The sequence below is a fragment of the Staphylococcus carnosus genome, assembly GCF_900458435.1.
Lineage (GTDB): Bacteria > Bacillota > Bacilli > Staphylococcales > Staphylococcaceae > Staphylococcus > Staphylococcus carnosus.
Window position 1 is genome coordinate 221,266 of record NZ_UHCT01000001.1, and the last position, 24,323, is coordinate 245,588.

At 34.7% G+C, this 24,323-nt stretch carries 21 protein-coding genes; 16 read left to right on the forward strand and 5 right to left on the reverse strand.

The window, feature by feature from the left end:
• Positions 1 to 132 precede the first annotated feature (132 nt).
• Positions 133 to 330, forward strand: coding sequence for a hypothetical protein (locus DYE31_RS00975; protein ID WP_015901516.1), 198 nt, complete (start codon positions 133 to 135; stop codon positions 328 to 330).
• 32 nt (positions 331 to 362) lie between these two features.
• Here the strand turns inward: DYE31_RS00975 and DYE31_RS00980 are convergent, their stop codons facing one another.
• Both DYE31_RS00980 and DYE31_RS00985 read right to left on the reverse strand, forming a co-directional pair.
• Positions 363 to 716 carry an SdpI family protein gene (locus tag DYE31_RS00980; protein WP_041613048.1) on the reverse strand — a complete coding sequence of 118 codons (354 nt, stop codon included), beginning with the start codon at positions 714 to 716 and terminating at the stop codon, positions 363 to 365.
• Positions 717 to 814: 98 nt separating this feature from the next.
• Positions 815 to 1,921, reverse strand: a complete 1,107-nt coding sequence (locus DYE31_RS00985; protein ID WP_015901515.1) for an MFS transporter — start codon at positions 1,919 to 1,921, stop codon at positions 815 to 817.
• Positions 1,922 to 2,300: 379 nt separating this feature from the next.
• On the opposite strand from DYE31_RS00985, the gene DYE31_RS00990 reads away from it, so the two are divergent.
• The 3 genes from DYE31_RS00990 (at position 2,301) to DYE31_RS01000 (ending at position 5,233) form a co-directional block, all read left to right on the forward strand.
• Complete coding sequence (locus DYE31_RS00990; protein ID WP_046099899.1) at positions 2,301 to 2,519, forward strand: hypothetical protein; 219 nt, start codon at positions 2,301 to 2,303, stop codon at positions 2,517 to 2,519.
• Between the two features lie 131 nt (positions 2,520 to 2,650).
• A complete protein-coding gene (locus DYE31_RS00995; protein WP_115314346.1) occupies positions 2,651 to 4,075 on the forward strand; it encodes a YfcC family protein in 1,425 nt (474 codons plus the stop codon).
• Between the two features lie 294 nt (positions 4,076 to 4,369).
• Positions 4,370 to 5,233: a phytoene/squalene synthase family protein gene (locus DYE31_RS01000; protein WP_015901512.1), complete on the forward strand. Its 864-nt coding sequence runs from the start codon at positions 4,370 to 4,372 to the stop codon at positions 5,231 to 5,233.
• Positions 5,234 to 5,313: 80 nt separating this feature from the next.
• Here the strand turns inward: DYE31_RS01000 and DYE31_RS01005 are convergent, their stop codons facing one another.
• Positions 5,314 to 5,739 carry a pyridoxamine 5'-phosphate oxidase family protein gene (locus tag DYE31_RS01005; RefSeq protein WP_015901511.1) on the reverse strand — a complete coding sequence of 142 codons (426 nt, stop codon included), beginning with the start codon at positions 5,737 to 5,739 and terminating at the stop codon, positions 5,314 to 5,316.
• A gap of 139 nt (positions 5,740 to 5,878) precedes the next feature.
• Between DYE31_RS01005 and DYE31_RS01010 the strand changes: the two genes are divergently transcribed.
• The 5 genes from DYE31_RS01010 (at position 5,879) to DYE31_RS01030 (ending at position 11,986) form a co-directional block, all read left to right on the forward strand.
• The gene (locus DYE31_RS01010) at positions 5,879 to 7,069 is read left to right on the forward strand and encodes a glycerate kinase (protein ID WP_015901510.1); all 1,191 of its coding nucleotides are present in this window, start codon (positions 5,879 to 5,881) and stop codon (positions 7,067 to 7,069) included.
• 517 nt (positions 7,070 to 7,586) lie between these two features.
• Positions 7,587 to 9,020 carry a YhgE/Pip family protein gene (locus DYE31_RS01015; RefSeq protein ID WP_015901509.1) on the forward strand — a complete coding sequence of 478 codons (1,434 nt, stop codon included), beginning with the start codon at positions 7,587 to 7,589 and terminating at the stop codon, positions 9,018 to 9,020.
• 88 nt (positions 9,021 to 9,108) lie between these two features.
• A complete protein-coding gene (locus tag DYE31_RS01020; protein ID WP_015901508.1) occupies positions 9,109 to 9,579 on the forward strand; it encodes a MarR family winged helix-turn-helix transcriptional regulator in 471 nt (156 codons plus the stop codon).
• A 495-nt stretch (positions 9,580 to 10,074) separates the two neighbouring features.
• On the forward strand, positions 10,075 to 11,076 hold the full coding sequence (locus tag DYE31_RS01025; protein WP_174221502.1) for an NADP-dependent oxidoreductase: 1,002 nt from the start codon (positions 10,075 to 10,077) through the stop codon (positions 11,074 to 11,076).
• 46 nt (positions 11,077 to 11,122) lie between these two features.
• Positions 11,123 to 11,986: an oxidoreductase gene (locus DYE31_RS01030; protein WP_015901506.1), complete on the forward strand. Its 864-nt coding sequence runs from the start codon at positions 11,123 to 11,125 to the stop codon at positions 11,984 to 11,986.
• Positions 11,987 to 12,068: 82 nt separating this feature from the next.
• Here DYE31_RS01030 and DYE31_RS01035 read toward each other — a convergent pair whose 3' ends face one another.
• Positions 12,069 to 12,932 (reverse strand): CPBP family intramembrane glutamic endopeptidase, encoded by an 864-nt coding sequence (locus DYE31_RS01035; RefSeq protein WP_015901505.1) that lies wholly within the window; start codon positions 12,930 to 12,932, stop codon positions 12,069 to 12,071.
• A 287-nt stretch (positions 12,933 to 13,219) separates the two neighbouring features.
• Here DYE31_RS01035 and mqo point away from each other — a divergent pair, with 287 nt between their 5' ends.
• The 7 genes from mqo to putP all read left to right on the forward strand — a co-directional run bounded on the left by mqo (position 13,220) and on the right by putP (position 22,267).
• Complete coding sequence (mqo, locus tag DYE31_RS01040) at positions 13,220 to 14,707, forward strand: malate dehydrogenase (quinone) (RefSeq protein ID WP_015901504.1); 1,488 nt, start codon at positions 13,220 to 13,222, stop codon at positions 14,705 to 14,707.
• 312 nt (positions 14,708 to 15,019) lie between these two features.
• Complete coding sequence (locus DYE31_RS01045) at positions 15,020 to 16,540, forward strand: AbgT family transporter (protein WP_015901503.1); 1,521 nt, start codon at positions 15,020 to 15,022, stop codon at positions 16,538 to 16,540.
• An 81-nt stretch (positions 16,541 to 16,621) separates the two neighbouring features.
• The gene (locus tag DYE31_RS01050) at positions 16,622 to 16,837 is read left to right on the forward strand and encodes a hypothetical protein (protein WP_015901502.1); all 216 of its coding nucleotides are present in this window, start codon (positions 16,622 to 16,624) and stop codon (positions 16,835 to 16,837) included.
• Positions 16,822 to 17,775: a M20 metallopeptidase family protein gene (locus DYE31_RS01055; protein WP_015901501.1), complete on the forward strand. Its 954-nt coding sequence runs from the start codon at positions 16,822 to 16,824 to the stop codon at positions 17,773 to 17,775. Before DYE31_RS01050 ends, DYE31_RS01055 begins: the two co-directional genes overlap by 16 nt.
• A 364-nt stretch (positions 17,776 to 18,139) precedes the next feature.
• Positions 18,140 to 18,964 (forward strand): hypothetical protein, encoded by an 825-nt coding sequence (locus tag DYE31_RS01060; protein ID WP_015901500.1) that lies wholly within the window; start codon positions 18,140 to 18,142, stop codon positions 18,962 to 18,964.
• A gap of 279 nt (positions 18,965 to 19,243) precedes the next feature.
• Complete coding sequence (locus DYE31_RS01065) at positions 19,244 to 20,002, forward strand: HAD-IIB family hydrolase (RefSeq protein ID WP_015901499.1); 759 nt, start codon at positions 19,244 to 19,246, stop codon at positions 20,000 to 20,002.
• Positions 20,003 to 20,719: 717 nt separating this feature from the next.
• A complete protein-coding gene (putP, locus tag DYE31_RS01070) occupies positions 20,720 to 22,267 on the forward strand; it encodes a sodium/proline symporter PutP (protein WP_015901498.1) in 1,548 nt (515 codons plus the stop codon).
• Positions 22,268 to 22,444: 177 nt separating this feature from the next.
• Here putP and mbcS read toward each other — a convergent pair whose 3' ends face one another.
• On the reverse strand, positions 22,445 to 24,034 hold the full coding sequence (gene mbcS, locus DYE31_RS01075; RefSeq protein ID WP_015901497.1) for an acyl-CoA synthetase MbcS: 1,590 nt from the start codon (positions 24,032 to 24,034) through the stop codon (positions 22,445 to 22,447).
• Positions 24,035 to 24,323: the final 289 nt, after the last annotated feature.

The window sequence follows — 24,323 nt, forward strand, 5'->3', positions numbered from 1 at the left end:
CAATGTAGCTTGATTTTGTAAGCGTGTCAAGAAAGGCTATAACTAACATTTGAAGCGTGAAAACAAGATAGTGAAAGTGTTATGATAGAAAAGAATTCTAGCAGATAATTTTAGATGAATGGAGGGATTTGAATGTTCTGGTTAGGAATGTCATTCCCAATCTTGGCAGTAGGTTTCATTGTGATGGCTGTGCGTGAAGAAAAGAAACGTAAAGCAAAACAAAAAGAAAAACAAGCAAAATGGGAAGCAGAAAAAGCTCATGAAAACGGTGAGCCGTCAGATGAATCTGCAAATCATCATTCGAATGCCGAGAAAGAAGTTAAACATTAATTGGATATATAAGAGAAAGGCTAGCTGTACGGCTAGCCTTTTTGTTTGTGATTGAAGTTGTAAAGTTTGATTTCGGTAAGTGCAATAATCGAACCAACGCCTATTAAGTATATTAAAATTTGTAACCAAAATGAGATGAGCATAGGCGAAATCATCAAATCAAATAAAAACCAAATAAAACCTATTATTAAAAGTGTAAGATGGATTCGATTGAAAATTTGTTGAAAAGATTTTTGAGCAAAAGTCCATGCTTCTGATGACTTCAAAGATGATGGTGTACGATACCCGATTAGCATATTGCGTTGATTTACAATATCTTTGTCGATGAAACGAAAAATTAAGCACTTGATGGCTAGGACTAGTAACGTGATGCCGAATAATAACATGATGAAATCCTCTTTCTTATATTTATTCTAAATATAAAGTAAAAAGAAAAATAATACAATATGTATCGTATTTTTTGGTTAGTGCTTAAAATATACATTTAACTATTAATATCAGTTTTCTTAATAGAAATAGAGAAATAAATCAATGTCATTAATATAAGAAGTGCGATTGCAATGTAAATACTAGCTTGTGCATAGTTAAGTAGTAATCCGAATATTAAAAAAGACAATGGCATAAGTGATTGTACTATCGATTGGTTTAGAGAAAGGATACGTCCTTTAAACTCTTCTTTTATAAAGTTTTGCATATAAATAGAATAAGGAATATTCACTAATGGCAACGATAAACCAATGATAAGGTAGACACTAAATAAAGTGATAAAACCGATAGTTGCAGTAACATTAAATAATAATGCAATGCCTAAAATTAATACTGCAATAAACTGCATTAAGACAGCAGCTTGAGTCGGTCCTTTTAATTTATTTTTAATTGGAAAAACAGAAAACAGTAATGAAATTACAAACATCCCTACAGTCAGTGCAGACTCAATAATACCGAATTGTTGAGAAGATAACGCCATGGTTTGTACGGAAATGACTGGCACACCGACAATAATTGAGTTCACTAAGAAGTTTAGGATTAAAGCAATACTCATGAATTTTAATAACACTTTATCGTTAAGTAAATAAGTGAATCCTTCTTTGAAATTTTCTAAGAGCTTTGTTTCTTCAACAATAATTACGCGATCCATTTTTAAATAGAAAATAAAAATGACAGAAACAGTTTCAGTTAAAATATTGAGTATAGCAAGGCTTTCGATACTCATAAATGCAATTAAAATACCACCAATAATAGGGGCGAGAAAACTAATACCTGAATTGTATGTTTGCCTTAAAGACACAAAGCGTTCCATATCTTCTTGGGAAATGTGTTTGATATTTGCATTTATAATTAAACTGATAGCACCATCTGTTAAATTGAGAATAACACCTAAAATAACGATATAAAGAAAAAATGTATGGAACAAAGGGATGAATAGAATTAACGCAACAATATTAATAATTTGAGAAATAACGACGATTTTTTTGTTGTTATATTTATCGGTCCAAATGCCAAATAAAGGTTGGCTCACTATTGAAGAAATTCTAAATAAATAGAGTAAATGGAAGTAGTTTGAGTGTTTTGCAATATATAGAAAGCACATGCAAAACTGAATATTTTAGAACCGATTGATGAAATAACTTCAAAAAGTAATAAATTAATCGATCTTATATTCATGGTGGAAAACTCCTTTGCTGAAGGTTATTAAAACTAAGAATAACATAGTTGAGTTAAATTATGTTAATTTTCAGAAAAATACGCCGTTGTTAATTTGAATTAACTAAAAAACGCAAATAATATTATTTTAAACAAGCTATAAATGTTGAAATGGTCCAGACATTTTAAATATAAAGAAAAAAGAAAAATAATGTGATTATATATATAGGCCTTTAAATAGATCTTCAATATGATACGCTAAACATGTGAGATGAGCAATTAAAGGAGGTTAAGTGGCTAAATCAAAATTGGATCATGATAATGAAATGAATCAGTCTGTTTTTTGGAAAAAGGGATTTATACCAGTTTATTTTATTGGAGCTTTACTTTTGTTTTTGCTGTTCCATTTTTATATTGGTAACGATAATCCTTCAATTTACTTGATCATATTCTTTTCAATTGGGTTAGGCATGGCTTCGATTATGCATAATAACAAGAAGAAAAATGCAAATATTAAAGATGATATAGATAAAGACAAGCTGTGAATCAACGGCTTGTTTTTTGTTATGAAGGTGCAAAATTGTTTCTCTAACATTTCCCGACTAAACCCTTTAGATTAGGTTATAAATATAAAAATAAGAAAATTCAGACATATAAAACAAAAGGGGTAATGTCTATGGGAGAAACTACAGATTCAAAGGGGAAGTCGCAATCATCAAAACAAAAGAAATTTCAGTTTAAAACACCACATACCTATGCCTTACTAATGATGATTATTGCTGTCGCATGTGTTTTAACATATATCATTCCAGCTGGTGAATATAAGCGTGAAGAAAAAGGGGGACAAACGCTTGTAGTACCGGGCTCTTATCATGAAATTACACAACATGGTGTATCTTTCTTGGATTTATTTCGTGCAGTACCAGAAGGGTTATTAACAGGTGGAGAAATTGTCTTTTATATCTTTTTAGTCGGAGGCGCTTTTGGCATTGTACATAGAACGGGCGCTTTTGAAAATGGCATCAATCAAGCGATCAAATCATTAGGGTCATCTAAAATTCTAATGATTCCGCTCACAATGACAGTTTTTTCGATATTAGGTTTTTCTATTGGATTAGCAGAAGAAACTATTATTTTTGTACCAATCGGCGTTATTATTGCACGCACACTCGGATATGATGCAATGACTGGCGCAGCTATGGTTATACTCGGTGCAGCCAGTGGATTTATTGGCGGAATGCTTAATCCATTTACTGTTGGAGTTGCACAAACCGTTGCCGAATTACCGATGTTTTCAGGTTGGGGACTGAGAACTATTATTTATCTGTTTATTTTAGCGGCGGCGATTAGTACAGTTTTAATCTATGCACGAAAAGTGAAACGAAATCCGAAGAAAAGTATTGTCTATCAGCTTGAGAAAGAAGAAGGAAATAGCCACAAAGAAATAAAGTATGAAAGATTTACCAAGCGACAAGCATTAGCGCTCGGAATGATTGTCTTAGCTATTATTTTTAATGTTTATGGCATCTTCCGCTATGAATGGACATTCAATCAAATGAGTGCGAACTTTGTGCTGGCTGGTTTGTTGGCTGGATTAATTAGTGGACTTGGTTTAAACGGAACCTTTGATGCATTTATTGATGGTATGAAAGATATACTTTTTGGCGCAATGATTGTGGGGTTCGCTAAAGGTATTGTGGTTATTTTAGAAAAAGGGAAAATCATCGATAGTATTATTCATGGTATGACTACATTACTAAATGATGTACCTTCATCTATTGTGATTATCGTCATGTTTGTTTTCCAATTTTTCTTGAACTTCTTTATACCATCCGGATCAGGCCAAGCATTAACTACGATGCCATTGATGGTACCTATTTCAGACTTACTGCATATCAATCGACAATTAACAGTACTTGCTTTCCAATATGGGGATTCTATCAGTAATGTGCTTTTTCCGACATCTGCCATTTTAATGGGAGCACTTGCTGTCGCTAAAATTTCCTATGTACAATGGTTGAAATTTGCTTGGAAGCTCATTGCCTTATGGGCAATCATTTGTGCAATAGCCATGTCTATTGCTTTACTTGCTGGTTATTAAGATAAGTATATTATTTCAAAGAGAAAATTTTAAGAGATGAATTAAGTGTTCAAATCAGAGATGGGAAAAGCACTACACATCAAAAATAGTGTAGCTTATACTTATATTTTGAAGAAAATATTAAAATAAATATTTATTGAAAATACCAATTTTGTATAAAGAATGACAGAATGTAAATTCTATTTTAAGTTTTTGAAAAAGGGACATGTTATCAAATGACATTTGTCTCTTTTTCGCTTAATATGTAACACAAGTTTCTTTTAAGTAGAATAATGACAACAAGGTGTGATTTTTGTGGAACAGACAGTGAATGAGGATTATGAGTATTGCAAACATATTATGGAAGAGTATTCTAAAACTTTCTTCTATGCTTTCAATAACCTTCCAGAAAACGAACGTAAAGCTGTATGGGCGATTTATGCAGTTTGCCGCATGATAGATGATAGTATTGATGAATACGAAAATCCTGAACGTTTAAAAGCCATACGTGACGATTTAGATGCTATTTATTCAAAGCAGTCTGAAATGAGACAATTTAATAGTGATGCGCATGTAATGCGAGCTTTCCGTGATACATTACAATTCTATCCTGTTCCGCAACATGCATTTGTAACCTTAATGGATTATGTAGAACAGGATTTAACGATGACAACACTACCGACAGATCAAGCGCTCTATGCATACTGTTACGGTGTAGCAGGAACAATTGGAGAGCTTTTAACACCTGTTTTAGCTGAACCGCAATATAGGGAAACTGCAGATGCAGTCGGTATTGAACTAGGTAAAGCATTACAGATTACCAATATATTAAGAGACGTTGGTGAGGATTATGAAAATGACCGTGTGTATTTAAGTGCTGAACGTCTTGAAAAATATCATGTGGATTTAGAAGAAGTTTTTCATAAAGGTGTCACTCAAAATTATATAGATTTATGGGAAAGTTATGCACGAGATGCTGATGATATGTATGAACATGCACTGAATAACTTGCATTACTTTTATCCTAAAGCACGTCCAATCATTGAATTGGCCGCTGTAGCATATCGTGAGATTTTGCCTGTGGTACGTAAACAAAAGTATTCATTGCATAAACGTGCTTATGTAAATAGATTGAAAAAAGGGCGTATTTATCGACGTGTCATGAAAAATTATAAATAATAATTAGACTTCTGTTCAAAAATGAGCAGAAGTCTTTTGCATTAAAAAAGGCCATTTCCCAAGAAATGACCTTATAAATATTAATCGAATTCTACTAATTGCGGTCCGTCTTCAGAATCACTGTTCATTAATTTAATTGAAGTTGGAATAGCTCTGATAACGCATAATTTAGGGTCTGATTTTGATTGGAAAAATGATTTGTCCTGTTCTTCCCAAATCCAATCAATCACATCAGGGTCTTCAGTCACCTCTAGATTTGCGTAAATTTCTAAGAAACTATGATTTTTTGTATCATCATAGCCGAGTAGAATATGCGCGATTGGGTTCTTTTCAATTTCTTCTATCTTTAGAGAATCTCTGCTTGTTTTAGTATAAAGGTCAAATTCTTGGTCGTAGAAAATCATATAACGACTATCAGGAACATTGTCTTGTGAAGTGGATAATACACCGATACGTGATTCTTTCATAATTTCTTTGATTTTTTTCAATACAACTTCTCTATCCATTTAACCTCACCTCTCTCTTTAGATATTTACCCGTTTCCATTCTTATTAAAGAGAATTATGCAGAATCAGTATTTTGTTTTGATGTAAAATGTAAAACAAATATAATGGAATTAAGAAAATGTAAATGAGGGGTGAGTGCATGAAAGTTAAAAAAATAGTAATTGCTCCAGATTCATTTAAGGAAAGTTTGTCAGCAGCAGAGGCAGGACGTGCATTACGGATGGGATTAAGTGCAGCGCTTCCTGAAACAGTTGAATATGACATTGTACCGATGGCTGATGGTGGTGAAGGTACAATGCAATCACTACATTCAGCACTTGGTGGTGATTATCAAAAAATTAAAGTAGTCAATGCGCTTGGCGAAGAGGTAGATGCTCAATATTCTTACGTGTTCGATCAAAATACAGCGATTATTGAATTAGCCGAAGCATCTGGATTAGAAAGAATTCTTGAAAAAGATAGAAATCCTTTATTAACCTCTACATTCGGAACAGGACAAATAATTCAAGATGCATTAGATAAAGGTGCTAAGAAAATTATCCTTGGTATTGGCGGCAGTGCAACGAATGATGGCGGTACTGGTATGCTGCGTGTACTAGGTGTGAGATTTTTCGATGAAAATGAAGAAGCATTACCTGAAGGCGGTGCGTCTTTAAAACGTTTAAATCGAATTGATACTACTAAAATGGACCCACGTATTAAAGATGTTGAATTTGAAATTGTTTGTGATGTAGATAATCCATTGCTAGGAGAACGCGGTGCTACTAAAACATATGGTGCGCAAAAAGGCGCTTCTGAAACAGATTTGGAAACACTAGAAGCAGCGCTTACGCAATACCGTGATGTATTAGAGCAAACCTTTGAACATGATTATTCTGAAGTGCCTGGTGCAGGTGCAGCAGGCGGTACAGGAATAGCGTTACTTGCTTTTTTCTCGGCAGCACTCACACGTGGTATTGACGTAGTGCTTAAAGAAACAGAATTAGAAGAAAGATTAAAAAATGCGGATTTATGTATTACTGGAGAAGGAAAAATAGATGCGCAGACCATTTACGGTAAAACGCCGATTGGTGTAGCGGAAGCTGCTAAACGTCATGATGTACCAGTAATAGCAGTCTGCGGTGTAGTAGGCGAGGATTATGAGGTTGTGCATGATCATGGAATTTCCTATGTATTTTCACTTGTAGGTAGAGACGATGATAATAAGCATGCGGACAATCCATCAAAAGAAGAAACTTCAGAAGCAATAGAAAATGGGTTTAGTTGTATGGTGGAAAAAGGCAGAGAAATTGGTGAGTGGCTTCAAGATAAAAAAGATAAATCATTATAAATTGTAATGAGATTCGATAGATAAATAATTTTCAGAAGTAAAAGGCAGATTTTCTTTATGATAAATGAAAATCTGTCTTTTTATTTCATAAAGTAGATTTCAATAAACTAAGAGAAATAATTTTTGAAACAGAACTCATTTGTATAAGCATCCTCAACAACTTTACAGAAGAAATTGATAACAAGAAATACATTTACTAGAAAGTCATCTTTACAAAAAAAATAATCTTTTAAAAGACTATAAATGTAACCGTTTCACTCCTTGTTGTATAAGTGTTTTATCATTTTAACGTTACTTCCTTCATCAAAAAACTTCTAAAAAAATGAAATTTTTCTGTTGACGAATGCTTTTTAACGGTTTATTATTATAAATCGTACACAGGGTGTACTATTAAAAAAAACGACTTTAATAAAGCATCACACGACGTATAAAGAAGTTACGATTACACGCAAACGCGTATCATAATGTCCGATTGTACAAGGGGTGTACTTTTAGGAAAGTAAGGAGAGAGTAGAAAATGTTTAATGAGTTTAAATTAATGAAAAACAATAAAATGCTGATTGTGGCATTAATTGCAATCGGATTATTGCCGCTTATTTATGTAGCGTTATTTGTCGGATCAATTTGGGATCCATATGATAAAACGGATAATTTGAAAATCTCGATTGTAAACCAAGATAAATCAGCAACGTTCCAAGACAAAAAATTAACAATCGGAGATGACTTGGTTGATAAATTAAAAGATAATAAAAAATTCACATTCCAAGAAGTCTCTAAAGAAACAGCAAGAAAACAATTGAAAAATGGTAAATCATTAGGAACTATCATTATTCCTGAGAATACGTCAAAAAATGCAACTACATTATTAGATGAACACCCTAAAAAAATTCATTTAGAAACACAAGTCAACCCTGGTTCTAGTTTTACAGGAAGCCAAGCAGCACAAAAAGCAATTGATACTGTAACAAAAACAATGCAAAACAATGTGCGTGAAGAATATTTAGGTGAATTATTCAAAGCAAATAAACAATCTAAACAAGGTTATACTGATACTTCAAATGCATTAGGACAAATGTCTGATGCAGAAGGACAATTAATTGATGGTAATAACCAAGTAACTGATGGATTGAAACAAATGGCACCGATGGCTGGCGCACAAGGCCAACAGTTACTGCAAGGTAATGAAAAAGTAACAAGTGGCTTACAAGAATTACAGCAAAATAATAATCAATTGAAATCAAAAATTGATGATGCAGTTCAAAAACAAACAGATGTACATTTTGAAAAAGCAAATAAAAAAGCATTGAATGATATTGAAGATGTTGATCAAAATAACATTACAAAAGTAGATCATTATGGTGAAACTGTATTGCCTTACATGGCTTCTGTAGGTTTATTCGTAGGTGCGGTATCATTCGCAGCAATTTATCCACTTACAAAAACAATGAATCCTGAAACAAGACCTTGGAGACAAATACTTGGTAAAGTATTTCTTTATGTAATACAAGGTACTTTTGCAGCAATCTTAATGAGTTTATGGGTTATCTTCGGACTTGGCTTAGATATTGAAAATATGGGTCACTTCTTATTAGTGGGTATTTTCTGGAGTATTGCAGCATTGTCTCTTACTTCACTCTTAGTGTTGTTCTTAGACCGTGTAGGACTCTTCTTAGCAATGCTTGTTCTTGTATTGCAATTGAGTTCAAGTGAAGGTATGTTCCCGATTGAGATGTCAGCTGCATTCTTCCGCTTTATCCATCCATTCTTACCAATGTCATATGCCATTCAAGGTTTCCGTGAAGCAATTTTCACAAATGCAGGACACTTCAGTTTCGGATTCGTATTGATTGCACTTGGCAGTATTGCAGTCGTTTCAATGTTATTGCAATATTTAACATTGATTTGGTTCAACAAACGCGGCAAACCGCTAATCCAAATGAGTTTCAATTAAAAGCAAGCAATATTTCTGAAAGTAACTAAAGCATGACACGATAAACTGTTATACTAGGCTTAGTGATAAATTGAATGGAGGCATAGTCATGACATATGATATGCAAGAAGCGCTGACGCGCTTCGACCTCATTTTGATGAGTATAAATAAGACGATTTCAGAATTGCTGCAAGAAACGGGTTTGGAATACACAATTTCGCGCGAACAAATGGAAGCGCTCATTATTATACGTACTTGCCATCAAGTTACAGTAAATGAATTAGCTGAGAAGCAAGGCATTTTTAAGACTGCTGCTTCTAAGCGTATTAATAAATTGGAAAAATTAGGATTGGTAAGACGTGTAGAGAGTGAAAATAAACGTATTAAATTGATGCATTTAACAGAGGAAGGCACGAGATTTTTGGAAGAAGTGAAGCGAAAACTATCGAGTGTTGTTGAAGAAAGTTTAAATGGTTTATTTTCAATAGAAGAAATAAATGACTTCGTCAACAAATTAGAGGATATCGAAAAGGCTTTGAAAAATAGAAAAAGATATATACACGACTATATACACGACTGATTTATGATAATTATTAAAAATAAAGCAGCTGAAGTGCTTATGGGAGAGAGCGTTTCAGCTGCTTTTTGCTTAACTGTTTATTTCTGTCCTAAGTCTTCGTAATGGCGTAACTATGTGAAGTGAAAATACAATCCATAAGAAGCATGTAAGATTATCTGTAACAAGTTTATTTTGATTTGAAATTAAATGATAGCAGAGATCTAGGCAGTCATCATAGCAATCAAAATAATTATAAAATGGTACTCGCGGGTAATTACTACTATCACGTACCTCTCTCGAAGTCATGTTTTTAAGGGATTCAGTTTGAAGCAAAGCATGAGTGGTATTCGAAAAATTATACAATGTTTTTTAGACATGACGTGTATAGCATTTATCTGAATGATTATTAAGTAATACATTTATCTATATATTCCTTTAAGCGTGAATAGTTGTAAGTTTTAATGAGGAACTAAGAAGAAAAACTAGGGAAGCGGAGTGAGGAAAATGACAGAAATGATGAAAGCAATGGCTGTTGATAAATATGGTAATAATCCGGTTCATATGGAAGATATCCCAGTTCCAGAAATCGGACCTGAAGATGTATTAGTGCGTGTGAAAGCTGCTAGTGTGAATCCAATTGATTTCAAAACGCGAAATGGAGATATGAAAGTATTAGTTAAACATAAATTCCCGCTTGTTTTAGGCAGTGACTTTGCTGGTGTTATTGAAAAAGTCGGTAAAGACGTCACTGACTATAAGGAAGGCGATAAAGTATACGGCCGTCCGTCTAAAGGGAAAATGGGGACGTTCGCACAATATTTTGCGATTGATCAGCATGAAATTGCACCTATGCCTACCAATTTGAACTTTGTGGAAGCAGCCAGTATTCCTTTAGTAGGATTGACGGCTTATCAAGCATTGCATGAAGTAATGGATTTAAAAAAAGGTGACAAATTATTAGTACAAGCTGGATCAGGCGGTGTTGGTACGTTTGCAATTCAACTTGCCAAAGTGATGGAGTTGTACGTGGCAACGACAGTAAGTGATAAAGGTGAAGCACTTGTTAAAGAATTAGGTGCAGATGAAATTATTAATTATAAAAAACAAAACTTCTGGAATGTTTTATCTGGCTATGACGGTGTGTTTAATCTGATTCCAGGTAAAGATTTAGATGAAGCCTTTACGATTTTAAAACGTGGAGGTACTATTGCTTCATTAGTAGGTCCACCGACAAATCAATTTGCAGATGAAGTGCATTTAAATCCAATTAAACGTTTAGGCGTTTGGTACATGTCTCGCAATGTACGTAAGTTAATGAAAAAATACGATGTATATTATGAATTTTTCTTAATGCATCCAAGCGAAGAACAATTACGTGTGATTGGGAACTTGATAGAAGAACATAAGATCAAACCAGTAATTGATAAAGTATTTCCATTCCACGAAACACAACAAGCTTTAGAGTACTCAGAAAAAGGGCATGTGAAAGGTAAAGTTGTAGTAAAAGTTGAAGATTAAGACTGCGAGCAGTCTAATGTCTTTTTAAAGAAAGTAGGTAAAAATAATGAATGAAGTTGTTTTAATAACAGGTGCATCATCAGGTATGGGCCAAGCAACAGCGGAACGATTGAATAAACATGGTTATAAAGTATACGCTGCAGCACGTCGCACAGATCGTATGGCTGATATGCAGGCGCAAGGAATTCAAACAAGATATGTAGACTTAACAAAAGATGAATCTATGGTGAAATTAGTAGAAGATGTCATTGCAGAAGAAGGGCATATTGATGTACTCATTAATAATGCAGGCTATGGCTCATTCGGTGCCGTTGAAGACGTACCGCTTGCTGATGCAAAACGTCAATTTGAAGTAAACTTATTTGGTATGGGACGTATGACACAATTGGTCTTGCCATATATGCGTGCGCAACATTCCGGTAAAATTGTTAATGTTTCATCTATGGGCGGTAAAATCAATGAACCGCTTGGCTCTTGGTACCATTCAGCTAAATTTGCAGTAGAAGGCTTAAGTGACAGCATGAGATTAGAATTAAAGCCCTTTGGTATTGATGTGATTATTATTGAACCTGGTTTGATTCAAACTGAGTGGGAAGGTATTAGCGCAAAAAGTTTGCTTAAAACTTCAGGGGATACAGCTTACAGCAAAATGGCACATCAAATGGCAAACATATTAAATGGCGGTGCACCTGCATCTAAGCCGGAAGTGATTGCTAAGCTGACTGAACGTGCTATCGAAGCCAAACATCCTAAAACACGTTATGCTGGCGGTATGGGAGCTAAACCGCTTATTTTCTTAAAATGGGCACTTCCTGATAAAGCATTTGATGCATTATGGATGGGTGTATTGAAATTACAAGGTAACAGCAACCAAGATATTGCTGAGAAGAAAGCACAAAAAGAAATATAAATGAATAAAATAAATGGTAGAGTGAAGTGCAGCAGAAATCTAAAAAATTAAGAGTTCTGTACTTCAACTCTACCATTTTCTTTTACATAAAAATCAACAAGAACATAATCGCAATACTTGCTGAAGCATTGTTCAGCATATGCACGATATAGCTATCCCAGATATTGCGTCTGCGGTTGTAAGCTAAATAAAAGCCGGCTCCCATGCCTCCATATAAGAAAAAGACAATAATATTATTAGGCATATGGTTAAGCGAGAAGATAGCTGAAGAAATCAGCATTGGCCACCAGAAAGATAACTTTTTGAAAATCGTTTCTTTGAAGATACCTCGGAAGGTTAATTCTTCAAAATAAGGTGCAACAAACGTGATATGTATCAAGAAGATTGCAAGAGCAATAACAATCATCGGATTACTGAAATCCGTCAACTTGTCAATTTGTCTCATAAGCGCTTGATCGTTTGCTGTGGAATCTTCTTTGAAGATACCAGTTGCCGCAACCATACATAATGTTGTCCATACGCGTATGCCGATAAAGAAAAGTACATCGATTCCGATGTCTTTAAAATGAGGTGCTTTCATCCGTTCATAGCCTCGTTTACGATAATACCAAGTAATTAACCAAGCCATAAGACCTGAAACAACGATGTAAAGAAATATAAGAATAGTAAAAACAATTGGACTGTCACCGTTGAAAAAAGATACATAACCAGCAATGCCTCCTGCAATAGCAGTAGGGATTTGCGTGGCTATCATGAAGCCGAGAAATATCAATATATTAACAGCGATATTTCCTTTAGGTGACAAATTTCGGCTAGCGCCTGGTCGAGCTTGACGTGGTCGTCGAACAAGCCTGTAACGACTTCTTGTTGGATGAGATGGATATTCTGGATTTCTGGAGTTTGTGTCATGATGTCTACGATTCGCGGGATTGATATGTTCTGACATAAAAAGCGCCTCCTTACGATAATTGTATTACATATATATTAACATAAGAATATTAATTTTATTTGAAATGCTTATTTTTAAACATCTGATGACTAAGTGATTGACAGTGTGATTATTTAAGTTTTATTATAGTACATGTACAAAGTTGCGCTCTTATTTTTTGAATGTCGCATTCAGATAAACGCTTTATTTTTAAAGGAGTTGGATATGCTCTACAATGGGGTTGAAAAGAAATGTGGAGTTGTTTTCAACAAGTTCAATTATAATTTAAGGAAGGTGATTTTAAAGTGAGTCAGTCAGAATCAAAAGACGTCATTTTAATAGGTGCTGGGGTTTTAAGCACAACATTCGGTTCATTTTTAAAAGAAATTCAACCAAACTGGAATATTAAACTTTTTGAACGCTTAGATGGACCAGCGTTAGAAAGTTCATATGATACAAGTAATGCAGGTACTGGGCACGCCGCATTATGTGAATTGAACTATACAGTAGAACAACCAGATGGTTCTATTGATGTAGAAAAAGCCAAAGAAATTAATGAAGAATTTGAAATCTCAAAACAATTTTGGGCACATTTAGTAAAAACTAATGCGATTTCAAACCCGCGTGAGTTCATTACGCCACTTCCACATATTAGTTTCGTGCAAGGTATCCGCAATGTTCAATTCTTGCAAAAACGTTATGATGCATTAAAAGATTTACCGATGTTTCAAGGTATTGAATTCACACAAGATCGTGAAAAATTAGCGGAATGGATGCCGTTAATGATGAAAGATCGTAAAGAAAACATTGCGATTGCAGCAAGTAAAATCGATGAAGGTACAGATGTTAACTTTGGTGAGTTAACTCGTAAACTTGCGAAAAACTTGGAATCACATGATAATGCTGAGTTAAATTACAATCATGAAGTTATTGGTTTCCAACAACTTGGAGACAAAAAATGGGAAGTTGAAGTACGCAACTTAGATGATAATACAATTTCTACACATGTTGCAGATTACATTTTCATCGGTGCTGGCGGTGCAGCAATTCCGTTACTTCAAAAAACAAAAATTGAAGAAAGCAAAAACTTGGGCGGTTTCCCAATCAGCGGTGCTTTCTTAGTATGTAAAAACCCAGAAGTAGTAAAAGAACATGATGCGAAAGCATATGGTAAAGAACCACCAGGCACACCGCCAATGACAGTACCTCACTTAGACCGTCGTTATGTTCGTGGCGAAGAAAGCTTGTTATTCGGACCATTTGCAGCAATCGGTCCTAAGTTCTTGAAACACGGTTCTAACTTAGACTTGTTCCGTTCATTAAATAAAGACAACATTTTAACAATGACGTCAGCAGGTATGAAAAACTTATCATTAGTGAAATATTCAATCCAACAATTAATGATGAAAAAAGAAGACCGTATGAAAGAATTACGTCGCTTTGTTCCTAGTGCTAAAGATGAAGATTGGGAATTACACATTGCTGGTAAACGTGTTCAAGTTATTAAAGATACTCCTGAATTTGGTAAAGGATTTATCCAATTCGGTACAGAAGTTGTTCATTCTAAAGACCATACAGTTGTAGCAATGCTAGGTGAATCACCAGGAGCATCAACATCTGTATCAGTTGCGCTTGATATTATCGAACAAAACTTCCCAGATTATGTTGAAGCTTGGACTCCGAAAATTCAAGAAATGATTCCATCATATGGTCAATCATTAATTGAAGATACAACTTTATTAAATAAAGTTCGTGAAGATTCAGCGAAAGCATTAGACTTAAATGAAAAATAAATAGAAGTTGTAAAGGCAGAAATCTAATTTGAGGTTTCTGCCTTTTTTCTGTCTTTTTTAGTGCTGGAAATGAATTTATGAAAACTGAGAAAGTGATTAAATCGGACTCCATCCGTGTTCGAGTTTTTTAATCTTTTTAAATTAAAAATCCTGAGTGATTTAATAGGTCAACTTTGTAGACTTACCTTTTCTTATTCCTTGTGAATGCTACTTCAATCAATATAATCACAATTTTCAGAATTATTTGCACATTACAATGGATTATCGATATACTGGTTTCAACTCACATCTTTTATTTTAGGGGGGATGCGTATGTCTGAATCAAAGAAGAAAAAGGGGTTTGTTGACAGGTCGCTTGATATTATTGAAAAGTCTGGTAATAAATTGCCAGATCCAGTCGTTATTTTTATTTCGCTCTGTGTCATTATTTTAATTGCATCATGTATCACGGGTTCGTTAGGTATAAAGGCTAAGAATCCGGCAGATGGAAAAATTGTTGAAGCAGTTAACTTATTGACACCTAGTGGAATTGCGAAGATGATTTCTGAAGCGGTTAATAACTTTGCGGAATTTCCGCCATTAGGTCTCGTGCTTGTTGTTATGCTTGGGGTAGGTATTGCTGAAAAGACAGGTTATTTTGAGACGGTTATGAAATACACTATTGAAAAAGCACCTAAGAAAATTATTGTACCTGTTATTATTTTAGTCGGTATTTTAGGTAATGCAGCTGGGGACGCTGCGCCGATTGTCTTACCGCCGATTGCTGCAATGATTTTTATTAAATTAGGATACCACCCGATTGCAGGTCTTGTAATGGCTTATGCTTCTGCACTTGGTGGATTTTCAGCCAGTCTAGTAATTGGGATGACGGATGCGCTCGTAGTTTCATTTACAGAACCAGCCACAAAACTTGTGAGTGACTCTGTCCATGTTAATGCTGCGATGAACTACTATTTCTTATGTGCATCTACACTGCTTTTACTGATTGTTGCTTGGTTTGTAACTGTCAAAATAGTTATTCCACGTTTTGGACATTATGAAAATGCAGTTGAAGAAGAGGAAGATGGTATTACAAAGCAAGAGCGTCGAGCTATGCTTTTTGCAAATATCGGTTTGTTAGTTGTTTTAATTGTGATTGCAGCTTTAGCTATACCAGAAAATGGAATCTTGCGAAATGCGAAAACAGGCAGTTTAATTGATGATTCACCACTCATGAACGGTATAGTACCTATCATTACAATATTGTTCTTGGTACCCGGGTTGATTTATGGTTTCGTGGCTAAAACAATGCGTACTACGCGCCAATTTGCCAAAATGCTGGGAGATGCTATGAGTACGATGGGACCATTTATTGTTATCGTGTTCTTTGCAGCTCAGATGCTTGCTTACTTCACTTGGAGTAACCTTGGTACTATTATGGCTATCAAAGGTGCAGAAGCGCTTAAAGGAGCAAATGGGGTTGTGTTAATACTTGGTGTGCTTATTCTTTCTGCAGGTATTAATATGCTGATGGGTAGTGCTTCAGCTAAATGGGCAATACTTGCTCCGATACTTGTACCAATGCTTATGTTGCTAGGATATCATCCAGCGTTTACGCAGGTTATTTATCGTGTGGGGGATTCTATCACAAACCCTATCACGCCTATGATGCCTTATCTTCCTTTACTTTTATCGTTTGCACAACGTTATCAGAAGGATATCGGTCTTGGAACACTTATTGCTGCGCTTATGCCGTACTCTGTTGCGTTCGGAATCTTTTGGACATTACTTCTGATTGTATGGTATTTGCTTGGTATTCCAGTTGGTCCAGGAGGACCGATTCATTTACCTTAGAATTTTAATGAGTAAATTATGACAACGAGAACATTTCACATGTCAACAAGATTGAAATTTCATCATAAGGGGGACGACACTATGAATTATGAACAGTATAAAGATACTATCATCGCTTATCGCAGACATTTGCACGAACATCCTGAAGTATCATTCAAAGAATATGAAACAGCAGAATTTATTCGCTCAAAATTAAGAGAAATGGAAAATTGTAATGTAGTTGAGTTAACAGAAACGAGCACGGTTGCTGTATTCAATGAAGGGCAAGGCAAAAAATCGGTTTGCGGGCAGATATAGATGCTTTACCAGTAACAGAGCAACGAGATGAGTTTGAATTTATTTCACAAAATGAAGGTGTCATGCATGCGTGTGGGCACGATGGTCATACAGCAGTATTATTAGGCGCTGCGCATTATTTTAATGATCATATAGATACAATTCCTGATGAAGTGCATTGTATTTTCCAACATGCTGAAGAATTAATCCCAGGCGGTGCACGAGAAATGGTGGCCACTGGTTATTTTGATGATTTTGATTTCATCTATGGCCATCATTTATGGACGCAATTAGAACTAGGATTAATTGATATCAAAGAAGGACCAGCTAGTGCTAACTCTGACATATATCACATCACGATAAACGGTAGAGGCGGACATTCTAGTATGCCTGAAAAAGCAATTGACTCTCTTGTTTTAGGTGCACAATTTGTGAATGCATTACAAACAATTGTATCTCGTCAAGTATACCCATTTGATCCTGTTGTTGTTTCGAATACAATTTTTCAAGCAGGAACATTTGGAGCAGAAAATGTAATTGCAGATAAAGTAGAGCTTGGCGGTTCGGTTCGGACTACAACTGAAGAAAATAGAAAGTTAGTTATGGACCAAATGGAGCGTTTGTTGAAAACGACATGTGAGAGTGCAGGTGCTGACTATGAGTTGGATTACCTTGATGGTTATGACAGTGTATACAACGACCCAGAACAAACACGTTGGGTAAAACAATTGGCTGAAACCTATTTCCCAGGAAAAGTAGTCACAAGAGATCCAATGATGGGTGGAGAAGATTTCAGCGATTTTTCAAACATTGTACCAAGTACATATGCTTTTATCGGTGCTGGCCAAGCTGAAGGAGAATACGACAGACCACATCATCATCCGAGATTTGCCTTGAATGAAGAGGCGTTTGAAATGGCTTTCGATATGTTTACGGAAGTGGCGAAGCATTATAAATAAGTATCCAATAAATAAAAGAGGGTGAGCTCAGTAATAAGTTCACTCTCGTTTGGTGTGTTTCTTAAAAGCTGCTATTTATATTGACAATCAGTATTGTGACAGTATTAATCAAACCAATAATAAAACAAGGCAATATTTTAACAAGGCAATATTTTAACAAGGCAATATTTTAACAAGTTACATATAAATTGTTAGAATATTGTGTTAATGTAGAGTTATAACTTTAATGATTATCTAATAAAGAAAATGGTCCTCAATAAACAATTGTTGAGGATTTTATATTATCTTTTCGTTAAATCTAATGACTTTGCTTACAATGGTTATATTTTACCGTTGAAAAATAAAATATTTGGGGGAAACAGCTATGAAAGTAACAAAACTATTAATGTTTGTAAGCATAATTGCCGTTTTACTTTTAGCGGGATGTCAAAGCCAAGAGGATAAGGAAAAAGAGTTTAGAAAGCAGACAAACATTTATCTCGAAAAATTAACAAAAGAGATAGATAAAACAGATAATACCAGTGAGGAAGAATTGTCGGATTATAAAAAGACGGTTGCTAAGACAGATAAAGCAAATAAGAAAATCAAAAAAGATTTTAAGGATTATAAAGATTCCTTTGATAAAGATGCTTTAGATAATAAGAAGAATAAGAAAATTTATACAGGGGTTAGTAATATCACAGAACTGTATATAAACTTATACGATAATTTAAATAAAATTTCTAAAGCTAAAGATGTAGATACAATAAAATTTTCAAAGCATGCTTTGAATGACTTCTATATCACTTATTTTGCTCAAGCTAACCAAATTGATAATTTACAAGATGCAAAAGCAGAAAAATCTTTAAACAAAGATGTATATAGTCATTTTGAAGATACAGTGTTAAAAGGATATCAAGACTTACCGCAAGTTATTGGTTCATATATTATGGTGCAAGGTCATGGACAAGATCTTGATAAGAAGGATGTACCAAAATATGACATGACTAAGTATGCAAAGTATAAAAATAATGATGATACAAAAACAGTTTCAGCTAAAAAGTATAATGATTTAGCTGATAAAGTGAATAAGGAATTAGATGACGATTCACAAGTACCTCACATTCATAAAAGCGTGAATGAGTTTGTCTATAAAATTTTACAAGGTAAGTACGATGTATTGAAAGAAAAAGAAAGACAAGGTTATTAAAATATTTAAGAAGGTTACTGAAGAAGATTGGATTGTTATCCAGTCTTCTTTTTAAGCTTTTTTAGACGATGATCCTCGATAGGTAATCAATAGTAAATAATTTGAGAATAGCGGTTGAATGTATGTCATTGGTATCGTATAAATAGGGAAAGTAAGTTATCAACGCATAAGCAAAGAGGCGAGTCACACTGAAGTTTGTCTGAAGGTAGACACTCGGGTGTCTAAAATACTGATATGATAGACTTAGAATAAGCTATAAATAGAGAGGAGAGTCTATATATGAACATTGTATTTGATGTGGATGGAACGATTTGTTTTAACGGCCAATACATAGAAGACGAGTTATCTAATCAAATAACAGCATTACAACAGAAACATAATATTATTTTTGCTTCTGCCAGACCTATTCGAGATTTGATTCCTGTTGTTAAAAATTTTAACAGTCGGCTGCTTATTGGGGGTAATGGTTCTATTGTGCAAAACGACGATGGAATTGAAGTTGTTCAATCAATTGATGCAGCAAGTTTTGTAACTATAAAAAATTTGATTCATCGATATCATTTAAAGTATATCGTTGATGATGATTTTAATTATGCTTCTAATTTGTCAAGTGATTATAAAATATATAAGCAATTGGATCCAGATCACCTTGCAAAAAATATTGAATTAGAAGAGATTAGTACGCCGATTAAAATAATATTGATAGACATACCTTCAAATAATTATCCATTGTTGAAAAAACATATTGAAAAGCTGTCTGATCAACTCTCTATAAACTTTCATGATAATGATCGGAACATAGATATTACAGCTGAAAATATAAATAAATATACAACTTTGATTAAATATCTTCGAAATGAAGACTATATCGCATTTGGTAACGATGTAAATGATATTCAATTATTGAATCATGCAGTAAAAGCATATTTTGTAGGTACTAAAGATAATCAAATTGCCTTAAATTTACAACATTTAAACCTGATAGAAGCCGATACACAATTGATTACACAAAATATCGGTAAATCATTATTAAATTGACCATCTATGGAGTGATGGTCTTTATTATTGGAGTTCAAAATTGACTGCTTGTTATTGAAATTCACCCTCTGAAAACGGTATCAAATGAAATTTTTTTAGAAAAAATTTAAAAATCGCTGTAACCACTGATGCTTTAGTCACGAACACGCTTAAATTTTTCAGAAAAATGGGGCAAATAGGTATCATTTCATCATGTGCAATTTGATAAAAAAATTGGTTATGTTAAGCTAAGTAATGTCTTTGCTAAAAAGTTAATAATTATTTGTTGCAGGAAATGAAGGATTTCGAAATAATATTTTGATTAATCACAAAATTCTGAATCGTAATTAATGATTACTAACAATCATTAATTGAATATGTATCATCACAGCAAAAGATAGAACTGAATGTTACATAAACAAAGGGTTTAAATTTTTCACATGAAATGCTGTCTTACATAATTTATATCGATTCAAACATTCAACTAGGGGTAGAAAGATTTTGCAATATTAGCGTTGAATGCATAAGTGAAAAAACAAAATATCATAGCGTAGAATTTTTATGAATCGTGGGGACAGTTTATATCATTCATGCCATCACATTTGTGATGATGAAAGTATGCTTAATGTTTTTCTCAAAGTGATTATCATCTTTCAGTACGCACCTTCAGCTCCTTGCAATGCCTAAGAACGATCCGTACATTTTATAACAATAATTTGAGAGGATGTTATTTTAGACATGTTTACTTTAGGAGCAACATTATCCCAGCAGGTGAATCCTGACTGGAGAACTTACATTATGATCGGCGCTTATTTCTTGATTTTGCTTGTTATCGGCTGGTACGGCTATAAAAAAGCAACAGGCAATGTCAGCGAATATATGCTAGGCGGTCGTAGTATTGGACCGTACGTTACCGCACTATCAGCTGGTGCATCTGACATGAGTGGTTGGATGATTATGGGATTACCAGGGGAAGTTTATACAACTGGACTTTCAGCTGCTTGGCTCGCAATTGGTTTAACGCTCGGTGCATATATCAACTATATCGTTGTCGCACCAAGATTACGTGTGTACACAGAACAAGCTGGAGATGCTATTACGCTGCCAGACTTTTTCAGAAACCGTTTAGCAGATCATTCAAATTTGATTAAGATTATTTCTGGGGGAATAATCGTAGTATTCTTTACACTTTATACACATGCCGGTATGGTATCTGGTGGTAAACTTTTCAAAAGTGCATTTGGATTAGATTATCATTGGGGGCTGATTTTGATTTCAGTTATCGTGATTGCATATACATTCTTCGGGGGTTATCTTGCAGTATCACTTACTGACTTTTTCCAAGGTGTAATTATGTTAATCGCCATGGTCATGGTACCTATTGTGGCACTTTTGAAATTGAATGGTTTAGATACATTTGATCAAGTGACAGACTTGAAACCAACAAACCTTGATTTGTTTAAAGGTACTACATTTATCGGTATTATTTCGTTCTTCGCATGGGGACTTGGTTATTTTGGCCAGCCGCATATTATCGTTCGTTTTATGAGTATTAAATCTGTGAAGCAATTAAGAACTGCAAGACGTTTTGGTATCGGTTGGATGGCAATCAGTTTAATCGGAGCAGTTTTTGTGGGATTAATCGGTATTGCATTCGTACAAGATAAAGGCGTAGAACTGAAAGACCCAGAGACACTATTTATTTTAATGGGTCAAATCCTATTCCACCCGCTTGTTGGCGGATTCTTGCTTGCAGCTATTTTAGCCGCAATTATGAGTACGATTTCTTCTCAGTTGCTAGTTACATCTAGTTCTTTAACAGAAGACTTTTATAAATTGATTCGTGGTGAAGATGCTGCGAAGAAACGTGAAAAAGAGTTCTTACTTGTAGGACGTTTATCAGTATTAGTTGTTGCTTGTATTTCAATCGCAATTGCATGGTCACCAAATGATACAATCTTAAACTTAGTAGGTAATGCATGGGCAGGCTTCGGTGCGGCATTCGGTCCACTTGTTGTGATGTCACTTTACTGGAAAGGTTTAAGCCGTACAGGTGCTATCAGCGGTATGCTTTCTGGTGCAGTAGTTGTAATCTTGTGGATTGTATTTGTGAAACCATTAGGTGAAGTCAATGATTTCTTCAACCTATATGAAATTATTCCAGGTATCATCGCAAGTGTACTTGTAACAATCATTGTTAGTAAAATGACTAAAAAACCAGATATTGATGTCCATAAAGATATGGAAAAAGTAAAAGAAACAATCAATACAGAAATGCATTCATAATTAATAACCCAGTTCATGATATCGATAGATTCGATATTCGTGAACTGGGTATTTTTGTATATATTATTAAAATCACTTGGATCATAACTTTATAGGAAAAATGAATCAGATAAAAAAGGGAAGCCTTAGCATAATTTGCCAGGGCTTCCTTTATACAATCTATAAATTGCTTAGTTGTTATTCATGTTCATGATTATATTTTTCAATCTCTGCTTCACGCAATTCTACGCGACGGATTTTACCAGAGTTTGTCTTAGGCAATTCTTCAACAAATTCAATGGCACGTGGATATTTATAAGGTGCTACATCGTATTTTACAAAGTTTTGAAGTTCACGTACCAATTCATCGCTTTCTTCATAACTGTCTTGCAAGATAACAAATGCTTTAACAATATTACCGCGCAGCTCGTGCGGACTAGCGACAACTGCTGTTTCTTTAACTGCAGGATGTTTTGTTAACGAGTCTTCGACTTCAAATGGTCCAATTGTGTAACCAGAGCTGATAATAATATCGTCTGCACGACCTTCAAACCAGAAATAGCCGTCTTCATCAACTTTTGCACGGTCGCCTGTTAAGAAATAATCGCCTGCGACACGCTCTTGTGTACGTTCTGGATCTTTGAAATAGCCTTTGAACAAGGCAGGTAAATCTACAGGCACTGCAATATTACCTACAATACCAGGTTCTACCGGCTGTCCCTCATCGTCAACGATTAAGACATCGCTGCCAGGAATAGCTTTTCCCATTGAACCAGGACGTCCAGGCACATCTTTCAGCAAACCGATAAGCAATGTACTTTCAGTTTGACCATAACCGTCACGTACTGTGATATTAAATGTATTTTGGAATTTTTCTACCACTTCTTGGTTAAGCGGTTCACCTGCAGATACAGCATCATGCAAATGAGATAAATCAAAATGATCTAAATTCTGCAATTTAGCCATAATACGGTATTCAGTCGGTGTACAGCATAAAACATTGATTTGATAGTCTTGAAGTAGTTCAAGGTATTTTGTGCCATCAAAACGGCCGTTATAGACGAACGCAGTGGCTCCAGAAGTCATTGTAGATAAGAAAGGACTCCAAACCCATTTTTGCCAACCAGGGGCAGCTGTAGCCCATACAATGTCATCTTCATGGATGTTCAACCAATGTTTCGGTGCCATTTGCATATGGGCGTAACCCCAACCATGCGTATGTACTACTGCTTTCGGGTTGCCTGTTGTTCCAGATGTATAAGGCAAGAACGCCACATCATCACGATCAGTGTCTACAATTTCAAGTTCATCGCTTTGATTTTGTACATCTTTATCGACATCTACCCAGCCATCTTTTTGACCGCCGATAATAAATTTTGTTAAATCATCATATTCATTTACACCTTCGAATTCATCTGCACCAGATGCGATAGATAATACTGCATCTACTTCACCATGTGTAATTCGATATTGTAAATCTTTCGTACGCAGCATTTCAGAAGCAGGGATCAGCGATACACCTAACTTCAATGCGGCAATATAAACTTCATATGTTTCGATACTGCGTTCCATTTTGATAAGCAGTGTGTCCCCTTTTTTCAAACCGTGTTGTTTAAACAAATTCCCCATACGGTTTGATTTGCGGATTAAGTCTGCATACGTTACTTTTGTTTCCTCACCCGCATCATCTTCAAAAATTATCGCAACCTTTGATTCATCTTTCGCATATTTTTCAATTTCAGATACAATATTGAAATTGCGAGGTTCGACTAAATCTGGTTTGTTCATCTTACAAATCCTCCTATCTTAAACGCAAATTTCTTTTTAACAGAAAAGTATACTTCTTCATTTTATCAGTGTTAAAACGAGATTATAAGCAAAGACCCTCTATACATCTAGAGAAACCGCTTTCTTATACATTTTTATATTAAATAGTAGGAAAATACAGTTAACTTCAAAATATTAAATGGTAAATAAGGCACTACTTTTTAATATTAAGATAATGAAAGTGGGGAGCGATTTTTATAAAAAAAAGAATACTTTAAATAAAGAAGAGCCTTCACACTGTAAATCAGTG